This is a genomic window from Streptomyces sp. NBC_00659, assembly GCF_036226925.1.
Lineage (GTDB): Bacteria > Actinomycetota > Actinomycetes > Streptomycetales > Streptomycetaceae > Streptomyces.
In genome coordinates this window covers 3,163,441-3,182,756 of the sequence record NZ_CP109031.1, presented here as the reverse complement: position 1 = coordinate 3,182,756, position 19,316 = coordinate 3,163,441, and the positions used below count along the sequence as shown (strand labels likewise).

At 72.1% G+C, this 19,316-nt stretch carries 17 protein-coding genes and 1 riboswitch; of the genes, 7 read left to right on the top strand and 10 right to left on the bottom strand.

All coding sequences use genetic code 11. From position 1 onward, the window contains the following. Window positions 1-153 precede the first annotated feature (153 nt). A complete protein-coding gene (locus OG410_RS13740) occupies window positions 154-810 on the bottom strand; it encodes an SCO2322 family protein (RefSeq protein ID WP_329299400.1) in 657 nt (218 codons plus the stop codon). Next, complete coding sequence (locus OG410_RS13735; RefSeq protein ID WP_329299399.1) at window positions 807-2,045, bottom strand: prenyltransferase/squalene oxidase repeat-containing protein; 1,239 nt, start codon at window positions 2,043-2,045, stop codon at window positions 807-809. Before OG410_RS13735 ends, OG410_RS13740 begins: the two co-directional genes overlap by 4 nt. A 92-nt stretch (window positions 2,046-2,137) precedes the next feature. Next, window positions 2,138-2,283: riboswitch (cobalamin riboswitch) on the bottom strand. Between the two features lie 72 nt (window positions 2,284-2,355). Between OG410_RS13735 and OG410_RS13730 the strand changes: the two genes are divergently transcribed. After that, complete coding sequence (locus OG410_RS13730) at window positions 2,356-3,018, top strand: phosphotransferase (RefSeq protein WP_329299398.1); 663 nt, start codon at window positions 2,356-2,358, stop codon at window positions 3,016-3,018. 183 nt (window positions 3,019-3,201) lie between these two features. Here OG410_RS13730 and OG410_RS13725 read toward each other — a convergent pair whose 3' ends face one another. Continuing rightward, window positions 3,202-4,281, bottom strand: a complete 1,080-nt coding sequence (locus OG410_RS13725; protein WP_329299397.1) for an MBL fold metallo-hydrolase — start codon at window positions 4,279-4,281, stop codon at window positions 3,202-3,204. 193 nt (window positions 4,282-4,474) lie between these two features. Here OG410_RS13725 and OG410_RS13720 point away from each other — a divergent pair, with 193 nt between their 5' ends. Both OG410_RS13720 and OG410_RS13715 read left to right on the top strand, forming a co-directional pair. Continuing rightward, window positions 4,475-5,932, top strand: coding sequence for an aldehyde dehydrogenase (locus tag OG410_RS13720; protein ID WP_329299396.1), 1,458 nt, complete (start codon window positions 4,475-4,477; stop codon window positions 5,930-5,932). A gap of 2 nt (window positions 5,933-5,934) precedes the next feature. Beyond that, complete coding sequence (locus OG410_RS13715; protein ID WP_329299395.1) at window positions 5,935-6,168, top strand: ferredoxin; 234 nt, start codon at window positions 5,935-5,937, stop codon at window positions 6,166-6,168. 107 nt (window positions 6,169-6,275) lie between these two features. On the opposite strand, the gene OG410_RS13710 is transcribed toward OG410_RS13715, so the two are convergent. Then, entirely contained in the window at window positions 6,276-6,875 is a 600-nt protein-coding gene (locus OG410_RS13710) for a TetR family transcriptional regulator (protein WP_389150618.1), read from the bottom strand. A 341-nt stretch (window positions 6,876-7,216) separates the two neighbouring features. Between OG410_RS13710 and OG410_RS13705 the strand changes: the two genes are divergently transcribed. From OG410_RS13705 to OG410_RS13695, 3 genes are read left to right on the top strand one after another with little or no spacing between them, the layout of a single operon-like run. Beyond that, window positions 7,217-8,683 carry a glycosyltransferase family 4 protein gene (locus OG410_RS13705; protein WP_329299393.1) on the top strand — a complete coding sequence of 489 codons (1,467 nt, stop codon included), beginning with the start codon at window positions 7,217-7,219 and terminating at the stop codon, window positions 8,681-8,683. Beyond that, on the top strand, window positions 8,677-9,444 hold the full coding sequence (locus OG410_RS13700) for a class I SAM-dependent methyltransferase (protein WP_326788089.1): 768 nt from the start codon (window positions 8,677-8,679) through the stop codon (window positions 9,442-9,444). The genes OG410_RS13705 and OG410_RS13700 overlap by 7 nt, the downstream gene beginning before the upstream one ends. After that, window positions 9,441-10,523 (top strand): prenyltransferase/squalene oxidase repeat-containing protein, encoded by a 1,083-nt coding sequence (locus tag OG410_RS13695; protein ID WP_329299392.1) that lies wholly within the window; start codon window positions 9,441-9,443, stop codon window positions 10,521-10,523. The genes OG410_RS13700 and OG410_RS13695 overlap by 4 nt, the downstream gene beginning before the upstream one ends. A 76-nt stretch (window positions 10,524-10,599) precedes the next feature. Here the strand turns inward: OG410_RS13695 and OG410_RS13690 are convergent, their stop codons facing one another. From OG410_RS13690 to OG410_RS13665, 6 genes are all read right to left on the bottom strand, one after another. Beyond that, a complete protein-coding gene (locus OG410_RS13690) occupies window positions 10,600-10,893 on the bottom strand; it encodes a hypothetical protein (protein WP_326788091.1) in 294 nt (97 codons plus the stop codon). A gap of 93 nt (window positions 10,894-10,986) precedes the next feature. Continuing rightward, complete coding sequence (locus tag OG410_RS13685; RefSeq protein WP_329299391.1) at window positions 10,987-11,997, bottom strand: LLM class F420-dependent oxidoreductase; 1,011 nt, start codon at window positions 11,995-11,997, stop codon at window positions 10,987-10,989. A 114-nt stretch (window positions 11,998-12,111) separates the two neighbouring features. Continuing rightward, complete coding sequence (locus OG410_RS13680; RefSeq protein WP_329299390.1) at window positions 12,112-12,888, bottom strand: hypothetical protein; 777 nt, start codon at window positions 12,886-12,888, stop codon at window positions 12,112-12,114. Between the two features lie 204 nt (window positions 12,889-13,092). After that, entirely contained in the window at window positions 13,093-14,085 is a 993-nt protein-coding gene (locus OG410_RS13675) for an N-acetylmuramoyl-L-alanine amidase (protein ID WP_329299389.1), read from the bottom strand. Between the two features lie 22 nt (window positions 14,086-14,107). Then, window positions 14,108-14,758 carry a class I SAM-dependent methyltransferase gene (locus OG410_RS13670; protein ID WP_329299388.1) on the bottom strand — a complete coding sequence of 217 codons (651 nt, stop codon included), beginning with the start codon at window positions 14,756-14,758 and terminating at the stop codon, window positions 14,108-14,110. A gap of 151 nt (window positions 14,759-14,909) precedes the next feature. After that, window positions 14,910-16,655, bottom strand: a complete 1,746-nt coding sequence (locus OG410_RS13665) for an MFS transporter (RefSeq protein WP_329299387.1) — start codon at window positions 16,653-16,655, stop codon at window positions 14,910-14,912. A 294-nt stretch (window positions 16,656-16,949) separates the two neighbouring features. Between OG410_RS13665 and OG410_RS13660 the strand changes: the two genes are divergently transcribed. After that, a complete protein-coding gene (locus OG410_RS13660; RefSeq protein ID WP_329299386.1) occupies window positions 16,950-19,310 on the top strand; it encodes an acyl-CoA dehydrogenase in 2,361 nt (786 codons plus the stop codon). Window positions 19,311-19,316: the final 6 nt, after the last annotated feature.

Genomic DNA, 19,316 nt, shown 5'->3' with positions numbered 1-19,316 from the left:
CACCCGGGGTTCCCGGTCCCGTTCGGGCGGGGCGGAGCCCCATCGCGCCGTGGGGCGGTCGCCAGTGGATGTGGTGGGGCGGTCGCCAGTGGATGTGGTGGGGCGGTCGCCAGTGGAGGTGGTGGGGCGGTCGGACTCGGTCATGACCTGCGCCTAGCCCCTGCGCCGACGGGCCTGCCAGACGGCCGCCGCACCCAGCGCGGCCACCGCGGCCGCTCCCGCCAGCAGGCCCACCGAAGGGCCCTGCCGGGCCGGTGCGGAGGTGTGCGGGCGGGCGGACGCGGCCGGTCCGGCGGCCGCGACCGGGTCGCCGCAGCCCGTCCGCGGATAGCCCGTGATGGCGCACAGCAGGGCGTTGGTGTCGTAGCGCAGGGGACCTGCCACCGCGGCCAGGGCCTCCGCGGTGCTCGCGTCGGGAGCGACCTGGGCGCAGGCGGTGCGCGCGGACGGCGGCCGCTCGCCGGACGGCGCGTCGGCGGCGGTGCCCGGGTCGATGACCAGGGCCACCCGCTTCTTGCCGTGCCGGGCGGGCGTCTTGGCGCATATCGCGGCGAACTCCCGCTCCCCGCGCGGCTGTACGGCGTGCTGGGAGTCCTCGCTCACCGCGAAGCGGAAGCCCTGGACGTCGCCGTCGGACGGCCGCGCGGTCGACGGACCCTGGGTGGCGTAGGTCCACTTCCCGCCGGTCAGGTCCCAGAAGGACCAGTAGCGGTAGCCGACGGCTCCGGCCTGCCCCGCGCCGCCGAGGACGAGGAGCAGGAGAGCCAGCGCCAGGGCCAGAAGGGGCGCGGTCGTCCGACGGGCGGTCACAGCTGGCGCTTCTTGTTGCGGCCGCTGATCAGGAAGCCGATGCCGATGCCCGCGACCAGGCCGACGCCGACGATCCACCAGACGCCGAGCCCGTTGCCGTCGTCCTTCTTCTCGTCGTTCTTCTTCTCGCTCGGGCTCGCCGAGGCACCCGCCGCGGCCGGCGCCGGGCCCGTGGCGTTGAGCTGTGCCACGAGGTCCTTGCCGCCGAAGTCGCGCGGGTCGGTGCCGGTGGCGTGCGCGGCGAAGATCAGCTGTGCGTACGCGGCGGGGCCGGACTGAGCCGCCCAGTCCGCGGAGTTCTTCTCCAGCCAGGCGAGCGGCTTCTGCGCGGGCTTCGCCGCACCGATGGCCGACAGGGCCACGACCGCGTCCGCCGTGTTGCCGTAGTCGGGCTGGTCCTTGGCACCGGGGAGCGCGGACTTCAGGTACGAGGTCTTCGCCAGCGCCTTGGCGAGATAGCCGGCGCCGTTCCCCGCCGCGGTCGCGATGTCGGGAGTGTCGAGGGTGTGGCAACCCGTGAGGTCGAACTTGTAGCCGGTCGCCGCCACGAAGCCCTGGCCCATGCCGGCCGTCACGCCCGCCGCGGTCGCGTCCGCGTTCGCCGCCAGCTTGCCCTTCTTGTCGGGCTGGTAGGCGAAGGCGCCGTCGCCCTCCGCGTCGCAGGCCGTCGACAGCTTCAGCAGGGCGTCGAAGGGTGACTTGCCGTCCTTGGAGACGCTCGCGGGCTTCTTGCCGACCGCCTTCAGCGCGCCGATCACGACGGACGTCGAGTTGGCGTCGCTGGGTCCGCCGGCCATGTAGCCCCAGCCGCCGTCCTTGTTCTGCGCGGACTTCAGCCAGGTGACGGCCTTGCCGGTGGCGTCGTCGTGCCCGCCGAGTGCGGCGAGCGCCTGGACGGCGGCCGCGGTGCTGTTGGTGTCGACCTGGGTCTTCGCGTCGCACGCGGCACTCGCGTCGGCGCGGTACGCGGCGAAGGCGCCGTTCGCGCACTGCTGGCCGGTCAGCCAGTCCACGGCCTTCTCGGCGGGCCGCACACCGACGGTGTGCTGGGCGAGCAGCGCGAGCGACTGGCGCCACACGCCGTCGTAGGTCGGGTCGCCGGAGCCGAACAGGCCCGAGGGCAGCGCCACCGAGGGCGACGGCGACGGGGAGGAGTCGGCGGAGGCGGCCGGTGCGACGACCGCCCCGATGACGGCGGTGGCGGCCAGTACCGCTGCGGTGCGGCGAACAAACATGACTCTCCCTGCGGGGAGCCGGGCAGCACCGGGCACACAGAGGTATCCGGGCGGCTCCGGCTCCGTATCCCTCGACGATGCCGGCCGTCGGCGGGCTGCCGAGGGCGCGAGCCGGTCACGTCCCGTGCGAGGCGATCCGGCTCACCACCGAAGTGGATCACGGTTGCGGGTCAGCGCCGGATTCGCACCGGCTTCTCCTCGTAAGGGTGTGATGACGACGCGCACACTCTACCGGCCGCCCGGATTCCGCCGGGTGTTGCCTGGGGCACGGGCCCGGAGTGACCTGGGCGACATCCGCTAGGTTCGGGTCATGCGAACGGGGAGACTGCTCGGCTCGGGGCGTTCGGCGGACGTCTACGAGATCGACGAGGCGTGGGTGCTGCGGCGGGACCGCGAGGGCTGGGGCGACGCGACGGCCGAGGCGGCGGTGATGCAGCACGTGCGCTCGCACGGTTATCCGGTGCCGGGGGTGCGGGCCGCGACCGGCGGGGACCTGGTGATGGAGCGGCTGTCCGGGCCGACCATGCTGGAGGCCTTCGGCCAGGGCCTGCTCTCCGCCCAGGAGGCGGGCCTCACCCTGGCCAGGCTGCTGCGCAAGCTGCACGTCGTGCCCGCGCGGCTCTCCGCCGACCCCGCCGTCCGTGTGCTGCACCTGGATCTGCACCCCGACAACGTGATGCTCACCCCGGACGGGCCGAAGGTCATCGACTGGTCCAACGCCGAGGAGGGGGCACCCGGTCTCGACTGGGCCATGTCCGCCGTGATCCTCGCCCAGGTCGCCGTCGGCGGCGAGGCGGTCGGGGGCGTGGCCGAGGAGACGCTGGAGGCGCTGCTCGACGGGAACGAGGACCAGGTGACGGAGGAGGGGCTCGAGGAGGCGGCATCGCGCAGGGCGGCCAACCCGACGATGAGCACGCGTGAGACCGGACTCCTGGGCGAGGCGGACGCGTTGATACGGGAGCTGCTGGGCTGAGCGATCGGCCGGGTGCGGGAGCTGCTGGGCCGGGTGATCGGTGGGTGCGGGTGACGCCGGGCCGGGTGATCGGAGTGCCTGGGGTCGGTCGGGCCGGGTGATCGGAGTGCCTGGGGTCGGTCGGGCCGGGTGACCGGTGGGTCTGGGCTCGACCGGGCCTGGTGATCGGTGGGTGGGGCTGTGTCACACCGCCGTGTAGGTCACCGGGTCGCTGCCCGTCACGGCCTCCGCCCGGCCCAGCTTCACCAGTCGGCGAATGTGGGCCTCGGCCTCGGAGACCGCGATGTTCCGTGATCCGTAGGGGATGTCGGCCCAGGGGCGGTTCCACTCCATGCGTTCGGCGAGCTGCCAGGGCGTGAGCGGTACGGAGAGCAGCGTGAGCAGGCCGGTGAGCCGCTCCTCGTGGTGCGCGAGCAGCTCCGCGACCCGGGACGGGGCGTCGGTGAACACGTGCTGGTGGGCAGGGAGCACCTCGGCGGGGGCGAGGCGTCCGACGCGTTCCAGGGAGTCGAGGTAGTCGCCGAGCGGGTCGGCGATCTCCGCGAGGCCCTCGATCCCGTTCGCGTAGGGAGGGCGCCCGTGGGTGTCCGGGTCCTCGTAGAGACCGATGTGCGGGGTGATCCTCGGCAGCAGATGGTCGCCGGAGAACAGGCGTCCGTTGCCGGGCAGCCGGTCCGGGTGGGCCTCCTCCAGGTGGAGGCAGACGTGCCCGGGTGTGTGGCCGGGGGTCCAGACGGCGCGCAGCCGGCGGCCGGGCAGGGGCAGGAGTTCGCCGGGGACGATCTCGCGGTCGGGCAGCGCGGGCGAGAAGCCGGGCAGCGTACTGGGGCGGCGTACGGATGTGCGTGCCTCGCGCAGCGGGGCGATGTGCTCCTCCGGGGCTCCGGAGGCTGCCAACTTGGCGGCCATGTAGGCGAACCAGCCCTCGGGCCGGGTCTCCCGGGTGCGCCGGACGATCGCCGCGTCGGCGGCGTGCATCGCGATCCAGGCACCGGACGCCTCCCGGACCCGGCCCGACAGACCGTGGTGGTCGGGGTGGTGGTGGGTGATGACCACACCGTGGATCTCCGCGACCGAGGTCCCGCAGCCGGTGATCCCCTCGACGAGTGTGTCCCAGGAAGCCGGGTCGTCCCAGCCGGTGTCGACGAGCACGGGCCCCGCGTCGGTGTCGACCAGGTACACCAGCGTGTGGCCGAGGGGGTTGTCCGGGATGGGGACGCTGATGGACCGTACGCCCCCGCCGTGATCGGTCACCTGCGTCATGCGCTTCCACCCGTCGCCGATTCCCGCCACTATAACTAGAACGGGTTCCAATGGGAGCCCAAGTCGACTGTTCCGTCCGGGAGTACGACGGTGTCCGTGCCGTGGACTCATGTGGCGAGAACTGGTATCAGTTCTCATATCTGATGAACCGTCAGACATGGTGCCGGAGAGCGCCCCTGGGAGGCAGTCGGCCATGACCGAGCTCGTGGAACACGGACAGCTGTTCATCGGCGGGGAGTTGACCGACCCGCTCGGCAAGGACGTCATCGAGGTGATCTCACCGCACACCGAGGAGGTCATCGGCCGGGTGCCGCACGCCTCCGCCGCGGACGTCGACCGCGCCGTCGCCGCCGCGCGCCGGGCGTTCGACGAGGGGCCCTGGCCGCGCATGAGCCTCGACGAGCGGATCGCGGTCGTGACCCGGATCAAGGACGCCATCGCCGTACGGCACGAGGAGATCGCCCGCGTCATCTCCTCGGAGAACGGCTCCCCCTACTCCTGGAGCGTCCTCGCGCAGGCCCTCGGCGCGATGATGGTGTGGGACTCGGCGATCACGGTCGCGCGCGGCTACACGTACGAGGAGGCCCGCGCCGGAGTCCTCGGCAGGATCCTCGTCCGCCGTGAGCCGGTGGGCGTGGTGGCGGCCGTGGTCCCGTGGAACGTCCCGCAGTTCGTGGCGGCGGCCAAGCTCGCGCCCGCGCTGCTGACCGGTTGCACGGTCGTACTGAAGCCGTCCCCCGAATCGCCCCTGGACGCCTATCTGCTCGGGGAGATCGCGAAGGAGGCCGGGCTGCCCGAAGGGGTGCTGTCGATCCTCCCGGCCGACCGCGAGGTCAGCGAGTACCTGGTCGGACACCCGGGCGTCGACAAGGTCTCCTTCACCGGCTCGGTCGCGGCCGGCAAGCGGGTGATGGAGGTCGCCTCCCGTCATCTCACCCGCGTGACACTGGAGTTGGGCGGAAAGTCGGCGGCCGTGGTGCTGCCCGACGCGGACCTCGGCACCTCGGTTCCCGGGATCGTCTCGGCGGCCTGGATGAACAACGGCCAGGCCTGCGTGGCCCAGACCCGCATCCTCGTGCCCCGCTCGCGCTACGACGAGTTCGCGGACGCCTTCGCCACGGCGGCGAACGCGCTGGTCGTCGGCGATCCGCTCGACCCGGCCACCCAGGTCGGACCGCTGGTCGCCGAGCGGCAGCGGCGGCGCAACCTCGACTACATCCGCATCGGCCAGGAGGAGGGCGCCAAGATCCTGGCCGGCGGCGGACGCCCGCAGGGGCTGGACCGCGGCTGGTACGTCGAGCCGACCCTGTTCGGGGACGTCGACAACACCATGCGCATCGCCCGGGAGGAGATCTTCGGCCCGGTGATCTGTCTGCTCCCCTACGGCGACGAGGCCGAGGCCGTGAAGATCGCCAACGACTCCGACTACGGGCTGAGCGGCAGCGTCTGGACGGCGGACGTCGCCCATGGCATCGACATCGCCCGCCAGGTCCGTACCGGCACCTACTCGGTGAACACCTTCAGCCTCGACATGCTGGGCCCCTTCGGCGGCTACAAGAACTCGGGCCTGGGGCGGGAGTTCGGGCCCGAGGGGTACGGCGAGTTCCTGGAGCACAAGATGATCCACCTGCCGGCCGGCTGGGAGGCCTGAGGATGGGCGACCGCTGGCAGGTCGAGGTCGACCGTTCCGTCTGCATCGGCTCGGCCCAGTGCGTCCACCTCGCCCCGGACGCCTTCCGCCTCGACACCGGCATGCAGTCCCATCCCGTCGAGCCGGAGACCGACGCCAACGAGAAGATCCTCGAAGCGGCCGAGGGCTGCCCGGTCGAGGCCGTCATGATCTCGCTGCTGGCCGGCGGCGAGCCCGTGTTCCCGCCCGAGGAATAGGGCCTGTCGTGACCGCTTCGGCCGGCCGGGGCGCCCTGGGTCTTCCGGCCCTTCCGGTCCTCCCGGCCGGCCGGGGCGTCCCGGTCTTCCCGGTCGTCCCGGAGGGGCTACCGGCCGTTCGGGTCGGTCAGGTCGATCAGGCGGCAGACCGTCTCGATGTCTATCTTGACCTGGGCGATCGAGGCACGGCCGGAGAGCCAGGTGATCAGGGCCGAGTGCCAGGTGTGCTCGATGACGCGGACGGCGGAGAGCTGGGCCGGCGTCGGGTCGTCGAGGCCCATCGCGTCCAGGATGATGACCGTGGTCTGCCGCGAGACCTGGTCGACCTCGGGGCTGACACTGCGGTCCGCGAACGTGAGCGCGCGGACCATCGCGTCGGCCAGATGCGGCTCGCGCTGGAGTGCGCGGAACGCCCGCATCAGTGTCTCCGCCACCCGCTCCGCGGCCGTGTCCCCGGCCGGCGGCTTCTTGCGCAGCGTCCCGTGCATGTGTTCCAGCTGGTCCTGCATCGTGGCGACCAGCAGATGCACCTTCGAGGGGAAGTAGCGGTACAGGGTGCCGAGAGCGACCTGGGACGACTCCGCGACCTCGCGCATCTGCACGGCGTCGAAGCCGCCCCGGCTGGCGAGCTGCGCGCTCGCGTGCAGGATCCGGCGGCGGCGCGCCTCCTGCCGCTCGGTGAGCGGCGCGGAGGCGGGATGCGACATGGAGTGCGGCCGGGTGTGCGCGGCACCGGAAGGCACGGCGGGCGTGCCGCCCCCCGGCGCCGGCCGCGCGTTCTTCGAGTCCGCCTTGGCTTCCGCAGGCATGGGTCCGTTCCGTGACATCAGCGAGAGGGAGCGGCGAGCCGGCCCGCCAGGGGGTGACACCACCGGGTGGACCAGCTGATCCCGCCGCCCGTCGTGGCGTGAATCACCTGATCCACCGCTCACAGCGGCGCTACCTGCCGGTAGATTCAGTGCTCCGTGAACGATCAAGTCTGAAACTTGTTCTAGATTAGCGTCCCGGCGTAATCTCGCGGGAAAGTGCAGGGAGAAGGGGACCGGAAGTGACCGCTGAGGCCATGGAGGCGGACCCCGGGAAGGGTACGGCAGCCGACGGGGAACCATCCCTGCGCATCGCGCTTCTCACGTACAAGGGAAACCCGTTCTGCGGCGGCCAGGGTGTCTACGTACGGCATCTCTCGCGCGAACTCGCCCGCCTCGGCCACCGCGTCGAGGTCATCGGCTCCCAGCCCTACCCCGTGCTCGACGAGGGCCTTCCCGGGCTGAGCCTCACCGAGCTGCCCAGCCTGGACCTGTACCGCCAGCCGGACCCCTTCCGCACCCCCGCGCGCGACGAGTACCGCGACTGGATCGACTCCCTCGAGGTCGGCACCATGTGGACCGGCGGCTTCCCCGAGCCGCTGACCTTCTCGCTGCGCGCCCGCCGTCATCTGCGGGCCCGGCGCGGCGAGTTCGACGTCATCCATGACAACCAGACGCTCGGCTACGGACTGCTGGGGGACGTCGGCGCCCCGCTGGTGACCACCATCCACCACCCCATTACCGTCGACCGGCAGCTGGAACTGGACGCCGCCGAGGGCTGGCAGCGCCGGGCCTCGGTCCGCCGCTGGTACGCCTTCACCCGCATGCAGAAGCGCGTCGCGCGCCGCCTGCCGTCCGTCCTCACCGTCTCCGGCACCTCCCGGCAGGAGATCGTCGACCACCTGCGGGTGGAGCAGGACCGCATCCACGTCGTCCACATCGGCGCGGACACCGACCTCTTCTCGCCGGACCCCTCCGTACCCCAGGTGCCGGGCCGCATCGTCACCACGTCCAGCGCCGATGTCCCGCTCAAGGGCCTGGTGTTCCTCGTCGAGGCGCTCGCGAAGGTGCGTACCGAACACCCGGGCGCGCACCTCGTCGTCGTCGGCAGGCGCGCCGAGGACGGACCGGTCGCCCAGGCCATCGAGCGGTACGGCCTGGAGGGCGCCGTCGAGTTCGTCAAGGGCATCTCCGACGCCGAGCTCGTCGACCTCGTCCGCTCGGCCGAGGTCGCCTGCGTGCCCTCCCTGTACGAGGGCTTCTCGCTGCCCGCCGCCGAGGCGATGGCCACCGCCACCCCGCTCGTGGCCACCACGGGCGGAGCGATCCCGGAGGTCGCGGGACCCGACGGCGAGACCTGCCTCGCGGTTCCCCCGGGCGACCCGGGAGCGCTGGCCGCCGCCCTCGGCCGGCTCCTCGGTGATCCCGCACTCCGGGCACGGCTCGGATCCGCCGGGCGCGAGCGCGTCCTCGCGCGCTTCACCTGGGCCAGGGCGGCCGAGGGCACGGTGGCCCACTACCGTGCGGCGATGGCCCTTTCCGCGTCCCGGCTCCGCCCGCGCGGGGCCGCGGGCACCGACGGGCGCGGCGGCGCGCCGGACGCCGGCTCCCCGGCGACCCCGGGATCCGACCGTGCCGAGGCCGCGGAAGCCGCTCCCGCCGCCGAAGAACTAGTTGCAGCCAATCGCGAAAGCAGGGCCACGTGCTGACCGTCGACTTCTCCCGGTTCCCGCTCGCCCCCGGCGACCGCGTCCTGGACCTCGGATGCGGTGCCGGCCGGCACGCCTTCGAGTGCTACCGGCGCGGCGCGCAGGTCGTGGCGCTGGACCAGAACGGCGAGGAGATCCGCGAGGTCGCCAAGTGGTTCGCGGCGATGAAGGAGGCCGGGGAGGCGCCCGCGGGTGCCACCGCGACGGCCATGGAGGGCGACGCGCTCGCGCTGCCCTTCCCCGACGAGTCCTTCGACGTCGTGATCATCTCCGAGGTCATGGAGCACATCCCGGACGACAAGGGCGTCCTCGCCGAGATGGTCCGGGTGCTCAAGCCGGGCGGGCGCATCGCCATCACCGTGCCGCGCTACGGCCCGGAGAAGGTCTGCTGGGCGCTGTCCGACGCCTATCACGAGGTCGAGGGCGGCCACATCCGCATCTACAAGGCGGACGAACTGCTCGCGAAGATCCGCGAGGCCGGCCTGCGGCCCTACGGCTCGCACCACGCGCACGCGCTGCACTCGCCGTACTGGTGGCTGAAGTGCGCGTTCGGCGTCGACAACGACAAGGCGCTGCCCGTGCGGGCGTACCACAAGCTGCTGGTCTGGGACATCATGAAGAAGCCGCTGGCCACCCGGGTCGTCGAGCAGACGCTGAACCCCCTGATCGGCAAGAGTTTCGTGGCGTACGCGACCAAGCCGCACCTGCCGAAGCTCGCCGGGACGTCCGCGAAGTCCGCTTCCGAGGCGGACGCCACGTGACCACTCCCCGGCGGACAGAACACCTCGTCCTGCCCGGGGTCCTCACCGCCGAGGAGGCCGTCGCCACGGTGCGCGGGATCCTCGCGGTGCAGCGCCCCGACGGAGCCATCCCGTGGTTCCGCGGCCACCACCTCGACCCGTGGGACCACACCGAGGCCGCCATGGCGCTCGACGCGGCCGGCGAGCACGAGGCCGCCGAGCGCGCCTACGAGTGGCTGGCACGGCATCAGAACGAGGACGGGTCCTGGTACGCGGCCTACGCGGACGGGGACTTCGAGGACGTCACCGACCGCAGCCGCGAGACCAACTTCGTCGCGTACATCGCGGTGGGCGTCTGGCACCACTACCTGGCGACCGGCGACGACGTCTTCCTGGACCGCATGTGGCCCACGGTCTACGCGGCCATGGAGTTCGTGCTGCGGCTCCAGCAGAGCGGCGGACAGATCGGCTGGAAGCGCGAGGACGACGGAACGGCGGTCGACGACGCGCTGCTGACCGGGAGTTCGTCGGTCCACCACGCGCTGCGCTGCGCCCTCGCCATCGCCGAGCAGCGCGAGGAGGCGCAGCCCGACTGGGAGCTGGCGGTCGGCGCGCTGCGGCACGCGATCCGGCTGCACCCGGAGCGGTTCCTCGACAAGGACCGCTACTCCATGGACTGGTACTACCCGGTGCTCGGCGGCGCGTTGACGGGCGCCGAGGCCAAGTCCCGTATAGAGGAGGGCTGGGACCGCTTCGTGGTGCCCGGTCTCGGGGTGCGCTGCGTGGTTCCCAACCCGTGGGTGACCGGCGGTGAGTCGGCCGAACTCGCCCTGGCGCTCTGGGCGGTGGGTGAGTCGGACCGCGCTCTGGAGATCCTCCAGTCCATCCAGCACCTGCGCGATCCGCAGTCCGGTCTGTACTGGACGGGCTATGTCTTCGATGACCGGGCCGTCTGGCCCGAGGAGCTCACCACCTGGACGGCGGGCTCCCTGCTCCTGGCCGTCGCCGCACTGGGCGGCGACGAGGCCACCTGCGCGGTCTTCGGCGGCGAGCGACTGCCGGTCGGCCTGGACCCCGACTGCTGCACGCCCACCCGCTGAAGGTCCGGACGGTCCTGGCTTCCCGGACCGTCCGGACGCTCGGGTTCCGCGGGGCGCTCCCGGCGGCCGGCGCCGGTCAGTGCCGGTGAATCCGGTTGGCGACCGCGTGGCCGATGAACAGGTAGACGACGGCGGCGAGGCCGTAGCCGGCGACGACACGCGCCCACTCCTTGTCGAAGGTGAACAGGTCGCGCGACCAGCCGGCCAGCCAGGCCGCGGTGCTGTGGATGAACTGCACGAGGTCGTTGCCACGATTGGCGTCGAGCAGATACATCAGGATCCAGAGACCCAGGATGACGGCCATGACATCCGCGATGATCGCGATGACCGTTCCTGCCTGATTCGAACCGTTGCGATATCTAGGGGACATGTCCAGCGGATTGCCCGTCGGCCCCGGATGAAACCCGAACGGGCCGCGCCGACCGACACGGCCGCCGGGCCAGGGTCGGGCGGCCGGGGCGTCCTAGGTGTTCAGCTCGGCCAGTACACGCAGGGTGTGAAGGTCCGGGGACAGGACCAGCAGGTCGGTCACCGGGCCCTTGCGCCACAACTCCAGCCGCTCGGCGATGCGTTCACGCGGTCCGACGAGCGAGATCTCGTCCGCGAAGGCGTCGGGGACGGCCAGGACGGCCTCTTCCCGGCGCCCTTCGAGGAACAGCCGCTGGATTTTGCGGGCCTCTTCCTCGAAGCCCATCCGGGCCATCAGGTCGGCGTGGAAGTTGCGGGCCGCGTGCCCCATCCCGCCGATGTAGAAGCCGAGCATCGCCTTGACCGGCAGCAGCCCTTCGGCGACGTCGTCACAGACGTGCGCGCGGGCCATCGGCGCCACGAGGAAGCCCTCGGGCAGGTCGGTGAGCGAGGCCTCGTACGCCTGGGGGCGCGTCGGCGACCAGTACAGCGGCAGCCAGCCGTCCGCGATCCGGGTCGTCTGCGCGATGTTCTTCGGGCCCTCGGCGCCGAGCAGGATGGGCAGTTCGGCCCGCAGCGGGTGCGTGATCGGCTTGAGCGCCTTGCCGAGTCCCGTGCCGTCCGCGCCCCGGTAGGGGTGGGAGTGGAAGCGGCCGTCCAGCTCGACCGGCCCCTCCCGCCGCAGGACCTGGCGTACGACGTCGACGTACTCCCGGGTCGCGGTCAGCGGCGACCTCGGGAACGGCCGCCCGTACCAGCCCTCGACGACCTGGGGTCCCGACAGGCCGAGGCCCAGCATCATGCGCCCGCCGGAGAGATGGTCGAGGGTGAGCGCGTGCATCGCGGTGGTGGTGGGGGAGCGGGCGGCCATCTGCGCGATCGCCGTGCCGAGCCGGATGCGCGTGGTCTTCGCGGCGATCCAGGTGAGCGGGGTGAACGCGTCCGATCCCCAGGACTCCGCCGTCCACACCGAGTCGTAGCCGAGCCGCTCCGCCTCGACGGCGAGCGGCACATGGTCCGCCGAGGGGCCGCGCCCCCAGTAGCCGAGCGCGAGACCGAGCCGCATGTCGCCTCCGGAAACAGAGTCCTGACGGTCCGTCAGTTCATGGTGTGCTGCGACTGTACGACAACGGCCCCCCGCCGGAAAGGGCGAGGGGCCGTCGCGAGAGCGATGGGCGGATCAGCCGCGCTGGATCCCCGAGGTGTCCTGAAGCACACCACGACGGCCGTCCTGCGTCTGCGCCACCAGGGTCGCACCACGCTGCTCGACGGCCAGGTACCAGGTGCCCGGCGCCAGTTCGGCGATCGGCGACGGCGAGCCGTCCTCACCGAACAGCGGCCGCGCGACCGGAACGGCGAACCAGAACGGAGAGAAGTCCTGGGCCGGGGTCTGCGTCTGCGGCGCCGACGGCAGGCTCGGCTGCCCGCCGAACGGCTGCGTGGGCTGCGAGGGCTGGGCGCCGTAGGGCTGCTGGCCGGGCTGACCGGGCTGACCGGGCTGCGAGGCTCCCGGGTAGCCGTAACCACCCTGCGGCTGGCCGCCGTAGGGCTGCGGGGCGATCGGGGTCGCGGCGCCGACGAGCGCGGCCTGGAGGGCCGGAACGAGCGGGGTCGCGACGGCCGCGCCGGCCAGGACGAGGGCCGCGATGAAGCCGAGGATGAGACCCGCGGCGGCGCTGGCGCCGTCCCCGACGTCCACGAGCGACCAGAACAGGGTCCAGGCCGACAGTACCGTGAAGGCCGTGCCGACCGTGCCCAGGTCGAGTCCGAGAACCTTGCGCGGCTGCGGCAGGCAGCGGTTGACGACGATCAGGGCTGCGCCGATGACCCCGCCCAGGTAGACGCCGAGGCCGTAGCCGAGGTTGTCCCAGGCGTTCGTGTCAACGCTGTACCCCGAAACGGAGTAGAGATTGAGGAACGACGCGATGAAGAGCAACACCGCTGCTCCGATCACCACGCCGTCGCCTCGAGTGAGGGAGCGGATATTCACTTCAGGTCCTTCGTCAGTCGTCTCGTCATCGGTGAGGCATCGCTGTGCACCGTTCGCCGACATGGTGCCGCCGTCGGAACTCGGTGTGAAGCGCGGGGGATGGCCCTTTATCGTACGGACGACACTATCGCCCGTTCGAACAGGGTGTCGCAGGGTTGGATCCGTAGATCACTACCCGTGCAGGAAACCAACGATTCCTTCAGAGATCCCCCGTGCCGCTTTCTCTCGCCACACGCCACTGGTGAGCAGCGCAGCGTCCTTCGTATCGCGCATGTTGCCGCACTCGATGAACACCTTGGGAACCGTTGACAGATTGAGACCGCCGAGATCCTTTCGGACCACCAGTCCGGTTCCGTCACCGACGTAGTTGGAGGGCGCGCTGCCCGTCTCGCGGACGAACAGGCCCACGATGTGCTCGCCGAGGTCGCGGGAAGAGGCGACGATCGGACGGGTGTCCGCGGCGCCCGCGTGCACCGACGCCGGGAGGATCACATGGAAGCCGCGGTTGCCGGCCCCCGATCCGTCGGCGTGGAGGGAGACGACCGCGTCAGCGTGCGCCGTGTTGCCGATACGGGCCCGCTCGTCGACGCAGGGGCCGAAGGACCGGTCGCCGTCCTGGGTCAACTTCACCGTGGCGCCCTGCTTTTCGAGGATGGTTCGCATCCGGTGCGCGACGTCGAGCGTGAACCGGGCTTCCGTGTAACCCGCGTTGGTCGACGTGCCGGTCGTGTCGCATTCCTTCCAGTTCGTTCCGATGTTCACCTTGCGGTTGATCTCGGACGTGTGCCGGAAGTTGTCGGGGTTGTGCCCCGGGTCGATGACGATGACCTTGCCCTTGAGAGAGCCGGAGGCGGCGGGCTTCGAGGACGACGAGGACGAGGAGGAGGACGAGGACGAGGGTGCCGCGGTCGACGGCGTACCCCCCCTGCCGTCGTCCGTCGTGGAGGCGGATGCCCGCGAGGAGGGGGAGACGGAGTCCGGCGCTGAGGACGACGACCCGGGAACGGCCCGGTCGGACCCGCCCCCCGAATCGTCTCCCACGGCCTGGTACACCAGCCACCCGGCCAGCGCGCCCGGTACGAGCGCGGCGAGCGCGATGGTGAGCGGTCCGCGCCGGGAACGGCGCGGCTGGGGCGGTTCGAAGTCAGGGCCTACGTACGACACGTCAGCGACTCTAACCGGGCGCTCAGATCCCCGCTCCGGTTCGCCGCAGGACGCGCAGGGAGCTGGTCACCGCGATCTCGGTGAACGCGCCCGACTCCAGGGCCCGGAGGTACACGCGGTAGGGGGCCTGGCCGGTGAACTCGTCGGCGGGGTCCGGGAACACGTCGTGGATGACGAGAAGACCGCCCTCGGCGACATGCGGCGCCCAGCCCTCGTAGTCGCCGCTCGCGTGTTCGTCGGTGTGGCCGCCGTCGATGAACACGAGGCCGAGGGGCGTGCCCCAGAAGGCGGCGATCTGCGGCGAGCGGCCGACCAGCGCGACCACGTGGTCCTCCAGGCCCGCCCGGTGAAGGGTGCGGCGGAAGGTGGGGAGCGTGTCCATCAGGCCGATCTCCGGGTCGACCGTGGACGGGTCGTGGTACTCCCAGCCCGGCTGCTGCTCCTCGCTGCCCCGGTGGTGGTCGACCGTGATCGCGGTCACCCCGGCCTCGCGGGCCGCGTCGGCGAGCAGGATCGTGGAACGTCCGCAGTAGGTGCCGACCTCCAGGAGCGGCAGCCCGAGCCGTCCGGCCTCGACGGCGGCCTCGTACAGCGCGAGTCCCTCACCCCGCGGCATGAACCCCTTCGCGGCCTCGAAGGCGGCGAGGATCTCGGGCTTGGGTGCCGCGGGCATGGGTTCCTCCATCGGTGCGAACAGCAGGGGTGCGCGGAGCACTGCCCGGGTGTACGGATCCCGGGCCGCCCCATCGTGCACCACACTCCCGCCGTGTGGACGGCGGGAGTGTCGATGATCACTCCGGGGCGGGCCGCGGCGGGCCGGGGCGTCAGGCGGTGACCTCGGCGTTCTCGCCTGGGAGCGAGAGGTCGAGGGCGACCGGACGGTCGTCGCCGGTGTGCGTCGCCGACGAGGCGAGCGGGCCGTGGCCGGCGGCACGGGCGGCGAGCACGTAGGCGCCCCCGGCCGGTACGGCGAGCGCGTAGCCGCCGTCCTCGGCGGAGAAGGTGGCGCCCGCCTGGCGGCCGCGCCGGTCGATCAGCGTGACCTTGGCGCGGGCGACCGGGCCCCCCTCGGCGTCCAGGACCCGGCCGCGGAAACCGCCGAGCACCTCGTGTGCCCGCTCCAGCGCCGCGTCCTCCTCACTGCTGGCCACCAGCGAGGGCTTGGTGGCCGGGCGGCGGCCCGGCAGGAACAGCGCCATGAGCACACCGACCGCGACCGCGCCCGTGGCGATCAGGAAGGACACGCGGAAGCCGTGCATGGTCGGGACGGCGGCCCCGCCGACGTGGTGCGCCGTGTTGGCGAGCACCATGCCGATGACGGCGCTCGACACCGACGTACCGATGGAGCGCATCAGGGTGTTCAGACCGTTGGCCGCGCCCGTCTCCGAGGCCGGGACGGAGCCGATGATCAGGGCGGGCAGCGAGGAGTAGGCCAGGCCGATGCCCGCGCCCAGGATCACCGCGATGACCAGCGACTGCCAGGCGGCGCTCATCAGGCCGAGACCGGCGCCGTAGCCGATCCCGATGATCACCATGCCGATGATCAGCGTGACCTTCGGGCCGTACTTCGCCGACAGCCGGGCGTACACGGGGGCGGTGAGCATCATCGTCAGGCCGAGCGGTGCCACGATCAGGCCCGCGTTCACCATCGACTGGCCGAGGCCGTACCCGGTGGACGTCGGGAGCTGGAGGAGCTGCGGCAGGACCAGCGAGACGACGTAGAAGGAGACACCGACCATGATCGAGGCGAGGTTGGTGAAGAGGACCGCGGGGCGGGCCGTGGTGCGCAGGTCGACCAGCGGGGCCTTCAGTCGCAGCTCCATCACGCCCCACAGCAGCAGTACGGCGAGCGACGCGCCGAACAGGCCGAGCGTGGTGGGCGCGGTCCAGCCCCAGTCGCTGCCCTTGGTGATCGGCAGCAGGAAGAGCACGAGCCCGGCGGACAGGCCGATCGCGCCCAGCACGTCGAAGGTGCCCTCGGCGCGCATCGGGGACTCCGGCACGAAGACGAGGGTGAGGACGATCGAGAGGACGCCGAGTCCGGCGGCACCGTAGAAGAGGGCGTGCCAGTCCGCGTGCTGCGCGACGAGGGCCGCGGCGGGCAGCGCGAGTCCGCCGCCGACGCCGATCGAGGAGCTCATCAGGGCCATCGAGGAGCCGAGCTTCTCGCGGGGGAGCAGGTCGCGCATCAGGCCGATGCCCAGCGGGATCGCACCCATCGCGAAGCCCTGGAGCGAACGGCCCACGATCATCGGCACCAGGGCGCTGGTCAGCGCGCTGACCAGGGCGCCGACCACCATCACGGCCAGGCTGGTCAGCAGCATGCGCCGCTTGCCGAAGAGGTCGCCGAGGCGGCCCATGATCGGGGTGGCGACCGCGCCCGCGAGCAGGGTCGAGGTCAGGACCCAGGTGGCGTTGCTGGGCGCGGTGTCCAGGAGCGTCGGCAGATCCTTGATGACCGGGACGAGCAGGGTCTGCATCACCGCGACAACGATGCCCGCGAAGGCGAGCACCGGCACGGTCGCGCCGCCCGGCCTGCGCGCGGTCCTGCCGGTCGTCGTGTGCGTCATTGAGGGGGCCTCCAGGCCATGAGTCAAGGGGGCTCTCGGGAGAGCGAGGGGAGGGGTGGTCCCTGTGGATGCGGGGACGGTCGGTGGGGTGATCCCTGGGGGCAGGGGGATGCCGGTCGGGTGATCCACGCGGGGGTACGTGCAGAAGGAACCGGTCCGCCTGGGCAACTATTCCGATGCTTCGGCGTACTAACGAATTCTTGACCGAGTCATGGGTATCTGACCTATCGTCAGAATGAAACGTGTTCTAGTCTGGCGCGGATCCACGCACCTTGGGCCTTTGAGGAGGCACGCATGGGCATCGCGGTCACGCCGGAGCAACGGGAGCTCGCCGAGGCCGCGCGCGGCTGGATCGCCCGCGCCGTGCCGCCCGAGGAGGTCCGCAAGCTCCTGGACGCGCCGGGCGGCGGCAGACCTCCGTTCTGGGACGCGCTCGCCGCGCAGGGGCTGCTCGCCGTGCACCTTCCCGAAGCCTGCGGCGGTGGTGGCGGCGACCTCGTCGATCTCGCCGTCGTCGTGGAGGAGGCCGCGCGGGCCGCGCTGCCGGGGCCGTTCGCCGCGAACGTCCTGGCGGCCGCGGTGCTGGCGGCGGAGCTTCTGGGGGAAGCGGGCGAAGCGGGTGATTCCGTGCGCGGGCCCGGGTTCGACCCCCCGGTGGGGGCGCCGGGGCGCGAGGACCTCGTAGGGGAGGGGCCGGCTGATCTCGTACGGGATCCGGGTCGCGTCGATCTCTTACGGGACCCGGGTCGCGCCGATCTCTTACGGGCCCTGGGGTGCGGGGAGCGCATCGGTGCCGTCGCGTTCGGCGCGGGCTCCCTGACGGCCCGGGCGGTGGACGACGGATACGTGCTGGACGGGACGGCGCCGCCCGTGCTGTCCGGTGCCGACGCGGACGTGCTCGTACTGGCGGCGTCGGGTGTCGTGTCCGGCCACCCCCTCGGTGCGGGCGCCGTGTCCGACCGCACCCCCGACACGGGCGACGAGTCCGAGCGCACCCTCTGGCTGGTGGTGGACGCCGTCGATCTGGATGTCCGGCCGCACGACAGTGCCGATCCGACCCGGGGGACCGCCGAGGTCCGGGCCCGGGGGGTGCGGGTCCCCGCCGGCCGTGTCCTCGCGGTCGGCCCCTCACTGGTCCGGGACCTGGCCGCCGTCGTCCTCGCCGCGGACGCCTGTGGCACCGCGGCCTGGTCGCTGGACACGGCCGCCGGGCACGCCAGGGTCCGCGAGCAGTTCGGCCGCCCCATCGGACGCTTCCAGGGCGTCAAGCATCTGTGCGCCGACATGCTGCTGCGGCTGGAACAGGCGAGGGCGCTCACCTGGGACGCGGCACGTGCCGGGCAGGAGCCGCACGGCGTACGGGAGTTGGCGGCCGCGCTCGCGGCCGGCACCGCCCTCGACGCCGCCTGCTCCTGCGCCAAGGACTGCGTCCAGATCCTCGGCGGCATCGGGTTCACCTGGGAGCACGACGCCCACCTGTATCTGCGCCGGGCCCTGGTGGCGCGGCAGTTGCTCGGGGCGGGGAGCGGACACCTGCGGCGGGCGGTACGGCTCGCGCGCGACGGCGTACGGCGGGAACTGCGCCTGGAACTGCCGCCGGAGGCGTCCGCGTACCGGGCCGGGGCCCGTGAGGTGATCGACCGGGTGCGCGGGCTCGCTCCGGCGGACGCCCGCCGGTCCCTGGCGCCCACCGGGTACGCCGCCCCGCATCTGCCGCCGCCCTACGGCCTCGGCGCGGGACCCGTGCAACAGCTCGCCGTACAGCAGGAGTTGACCGAGGCCGGAGTGCGGATCAGCGAACTGGGGATTGCGGCCTGGGTCGTGCCGTCCCTCATCGCGCACGGGACCGACCGGCAGCAGGAGCGCTATCTGCTGCCCACCCTGCGTGGCGACCTCCTGTGGTGCCAGCTCTTCTCGGAGCCCGGCGCCGGATCCGACCTCGCCTCGCTGCGCACCCGCGCCGAGCGCACCGCCGACGGGCGGTGGCGGATCAACGGACAGAAGGTGTGGACGAGCGCGGCGCAGTGGGCCGACCACGGGATCCTCCTCGCCCGGACGAACCCGGCCGCGCCCAAGCACAAGGGGCTCACCTACTTCGTCGTCGACATGAAGAACACGGACGGCATCGGCATCCGCCCGCTGAAGGAGATCACCGGGGACTCCCTCTTCAACGAGGTCTGGTTCGACGACGTGCTGCTGCCCGCGGACGCCGTCGTCGGCGAGGTCGACGACGGCTGGCGGGTCGCCCGCAACACCCTCGGCAACGAACGCGTCCACATGGCCGACCAGTTGACCTTCGACACCGGCCTGGAGGCGCTGATACCGGCCGACGCCGACGGCCCCCGGCTGGGAGCACTGCTGGCCGAGGCGCACGCCCTGGCCTGCATCAGCCTGCGCACCACCCTCCGTCAGGTCTCCGGCGTCGAACCGGGCGCGGGCGCCTCCGTCCGCAAACTCGTGCAGACGGCACATCAGCAGAAGGTCGCCGAGCTCGCACTCGAACTCCTCGGCCCCGAGGGCGCGTTGTGCGAGGGCCCCGGCGAGCGGGCCGTGCACGGCTTCCTGCTCTCCCGCTGCCTGACCATCGCGGGCGGCACCACCCAGGTCCAGCTCAACGTCGTCGCCGAGCGCATTCTCGGCCTGCCGCGAGACTAGGAGCGC

Coding starts and splice junctions, on each gene's coding strand:
- OG410_RS13670 (WP_329299388.1), bottom strand. CDS start 14,758: ATGCCCGCGGCACCCAAGCCCGAGATCCTCGCCGCCTTCGAGGCCGCG.
- OG410_RS13660 (WP_329299386.1), top strand. CDS start 16,950: ATGGGCATCGCGGTCACGCCGGAGCAACGGGAGCTCGCCGAGGCCGCG.
- OG410_RS13730 (WP_329299398.1), top strand. CDS start 2,356: ATGCGAACGGGGAGACTGCTCGGCTCGGGGCGTTCGGCGGACGTCTAC.
- OG410_RS13725 (WP_329299397.1), bottom strand. CDS start 4,281: ATGACGCAGGTGACCGATCACGGCGGGGGCGTACGGTCCATCAGCGTC.
- OG410_RS13685 (WP_329299391.1), bottom strand. CDS start 11,997: ATGCGGCTCGGTCTCGCGCTCGGCTACTGGGGGCGCGGCCCCTCGGCG.
- OG410_RS13710 (WP_389150618.1), bottom strand. CDS start 6,875: ATGTCGCATCCCGCCTCCGCGCCGCTCACCGAGCGGCAGGAGGCGCGC.
- OG410_RS13715 (WP_329299395.1), top strand. CDS start 5,935: ATGGGCGACCGCTGGCAGGTCGAGGTCGACCGTTCCGTCTGCATCGGC.
- OG410_RS13720 (WP_329299396.1), top strand. CDS start 4,475: ATGACCGAGCTCGTGGAACACGGACAGCTGTTCATCGGCGGGGAGTTG.
- OG410_RS13735 (WP_329299399.1), bottom strand. CDS start 2,045: ATGTTTGTTCGCCGCACCGCAGCGGTACTGGCCGCCACCGCCGTCATC.
- OG410_RS13665 (WP_329299387.1), bottom strand. CDS start 16,655: ATGACGCACACGACGACCGGCAGGACCGCGCGCAGGCCGGGCGGCGCG.
- OG410_RS13690 (WP_326788091.1), bottom strand. CDS start 10,893: ATGTCCCCTAGATATCGCAACGGTTCGAATCAGGCAGGAACGGTCATC.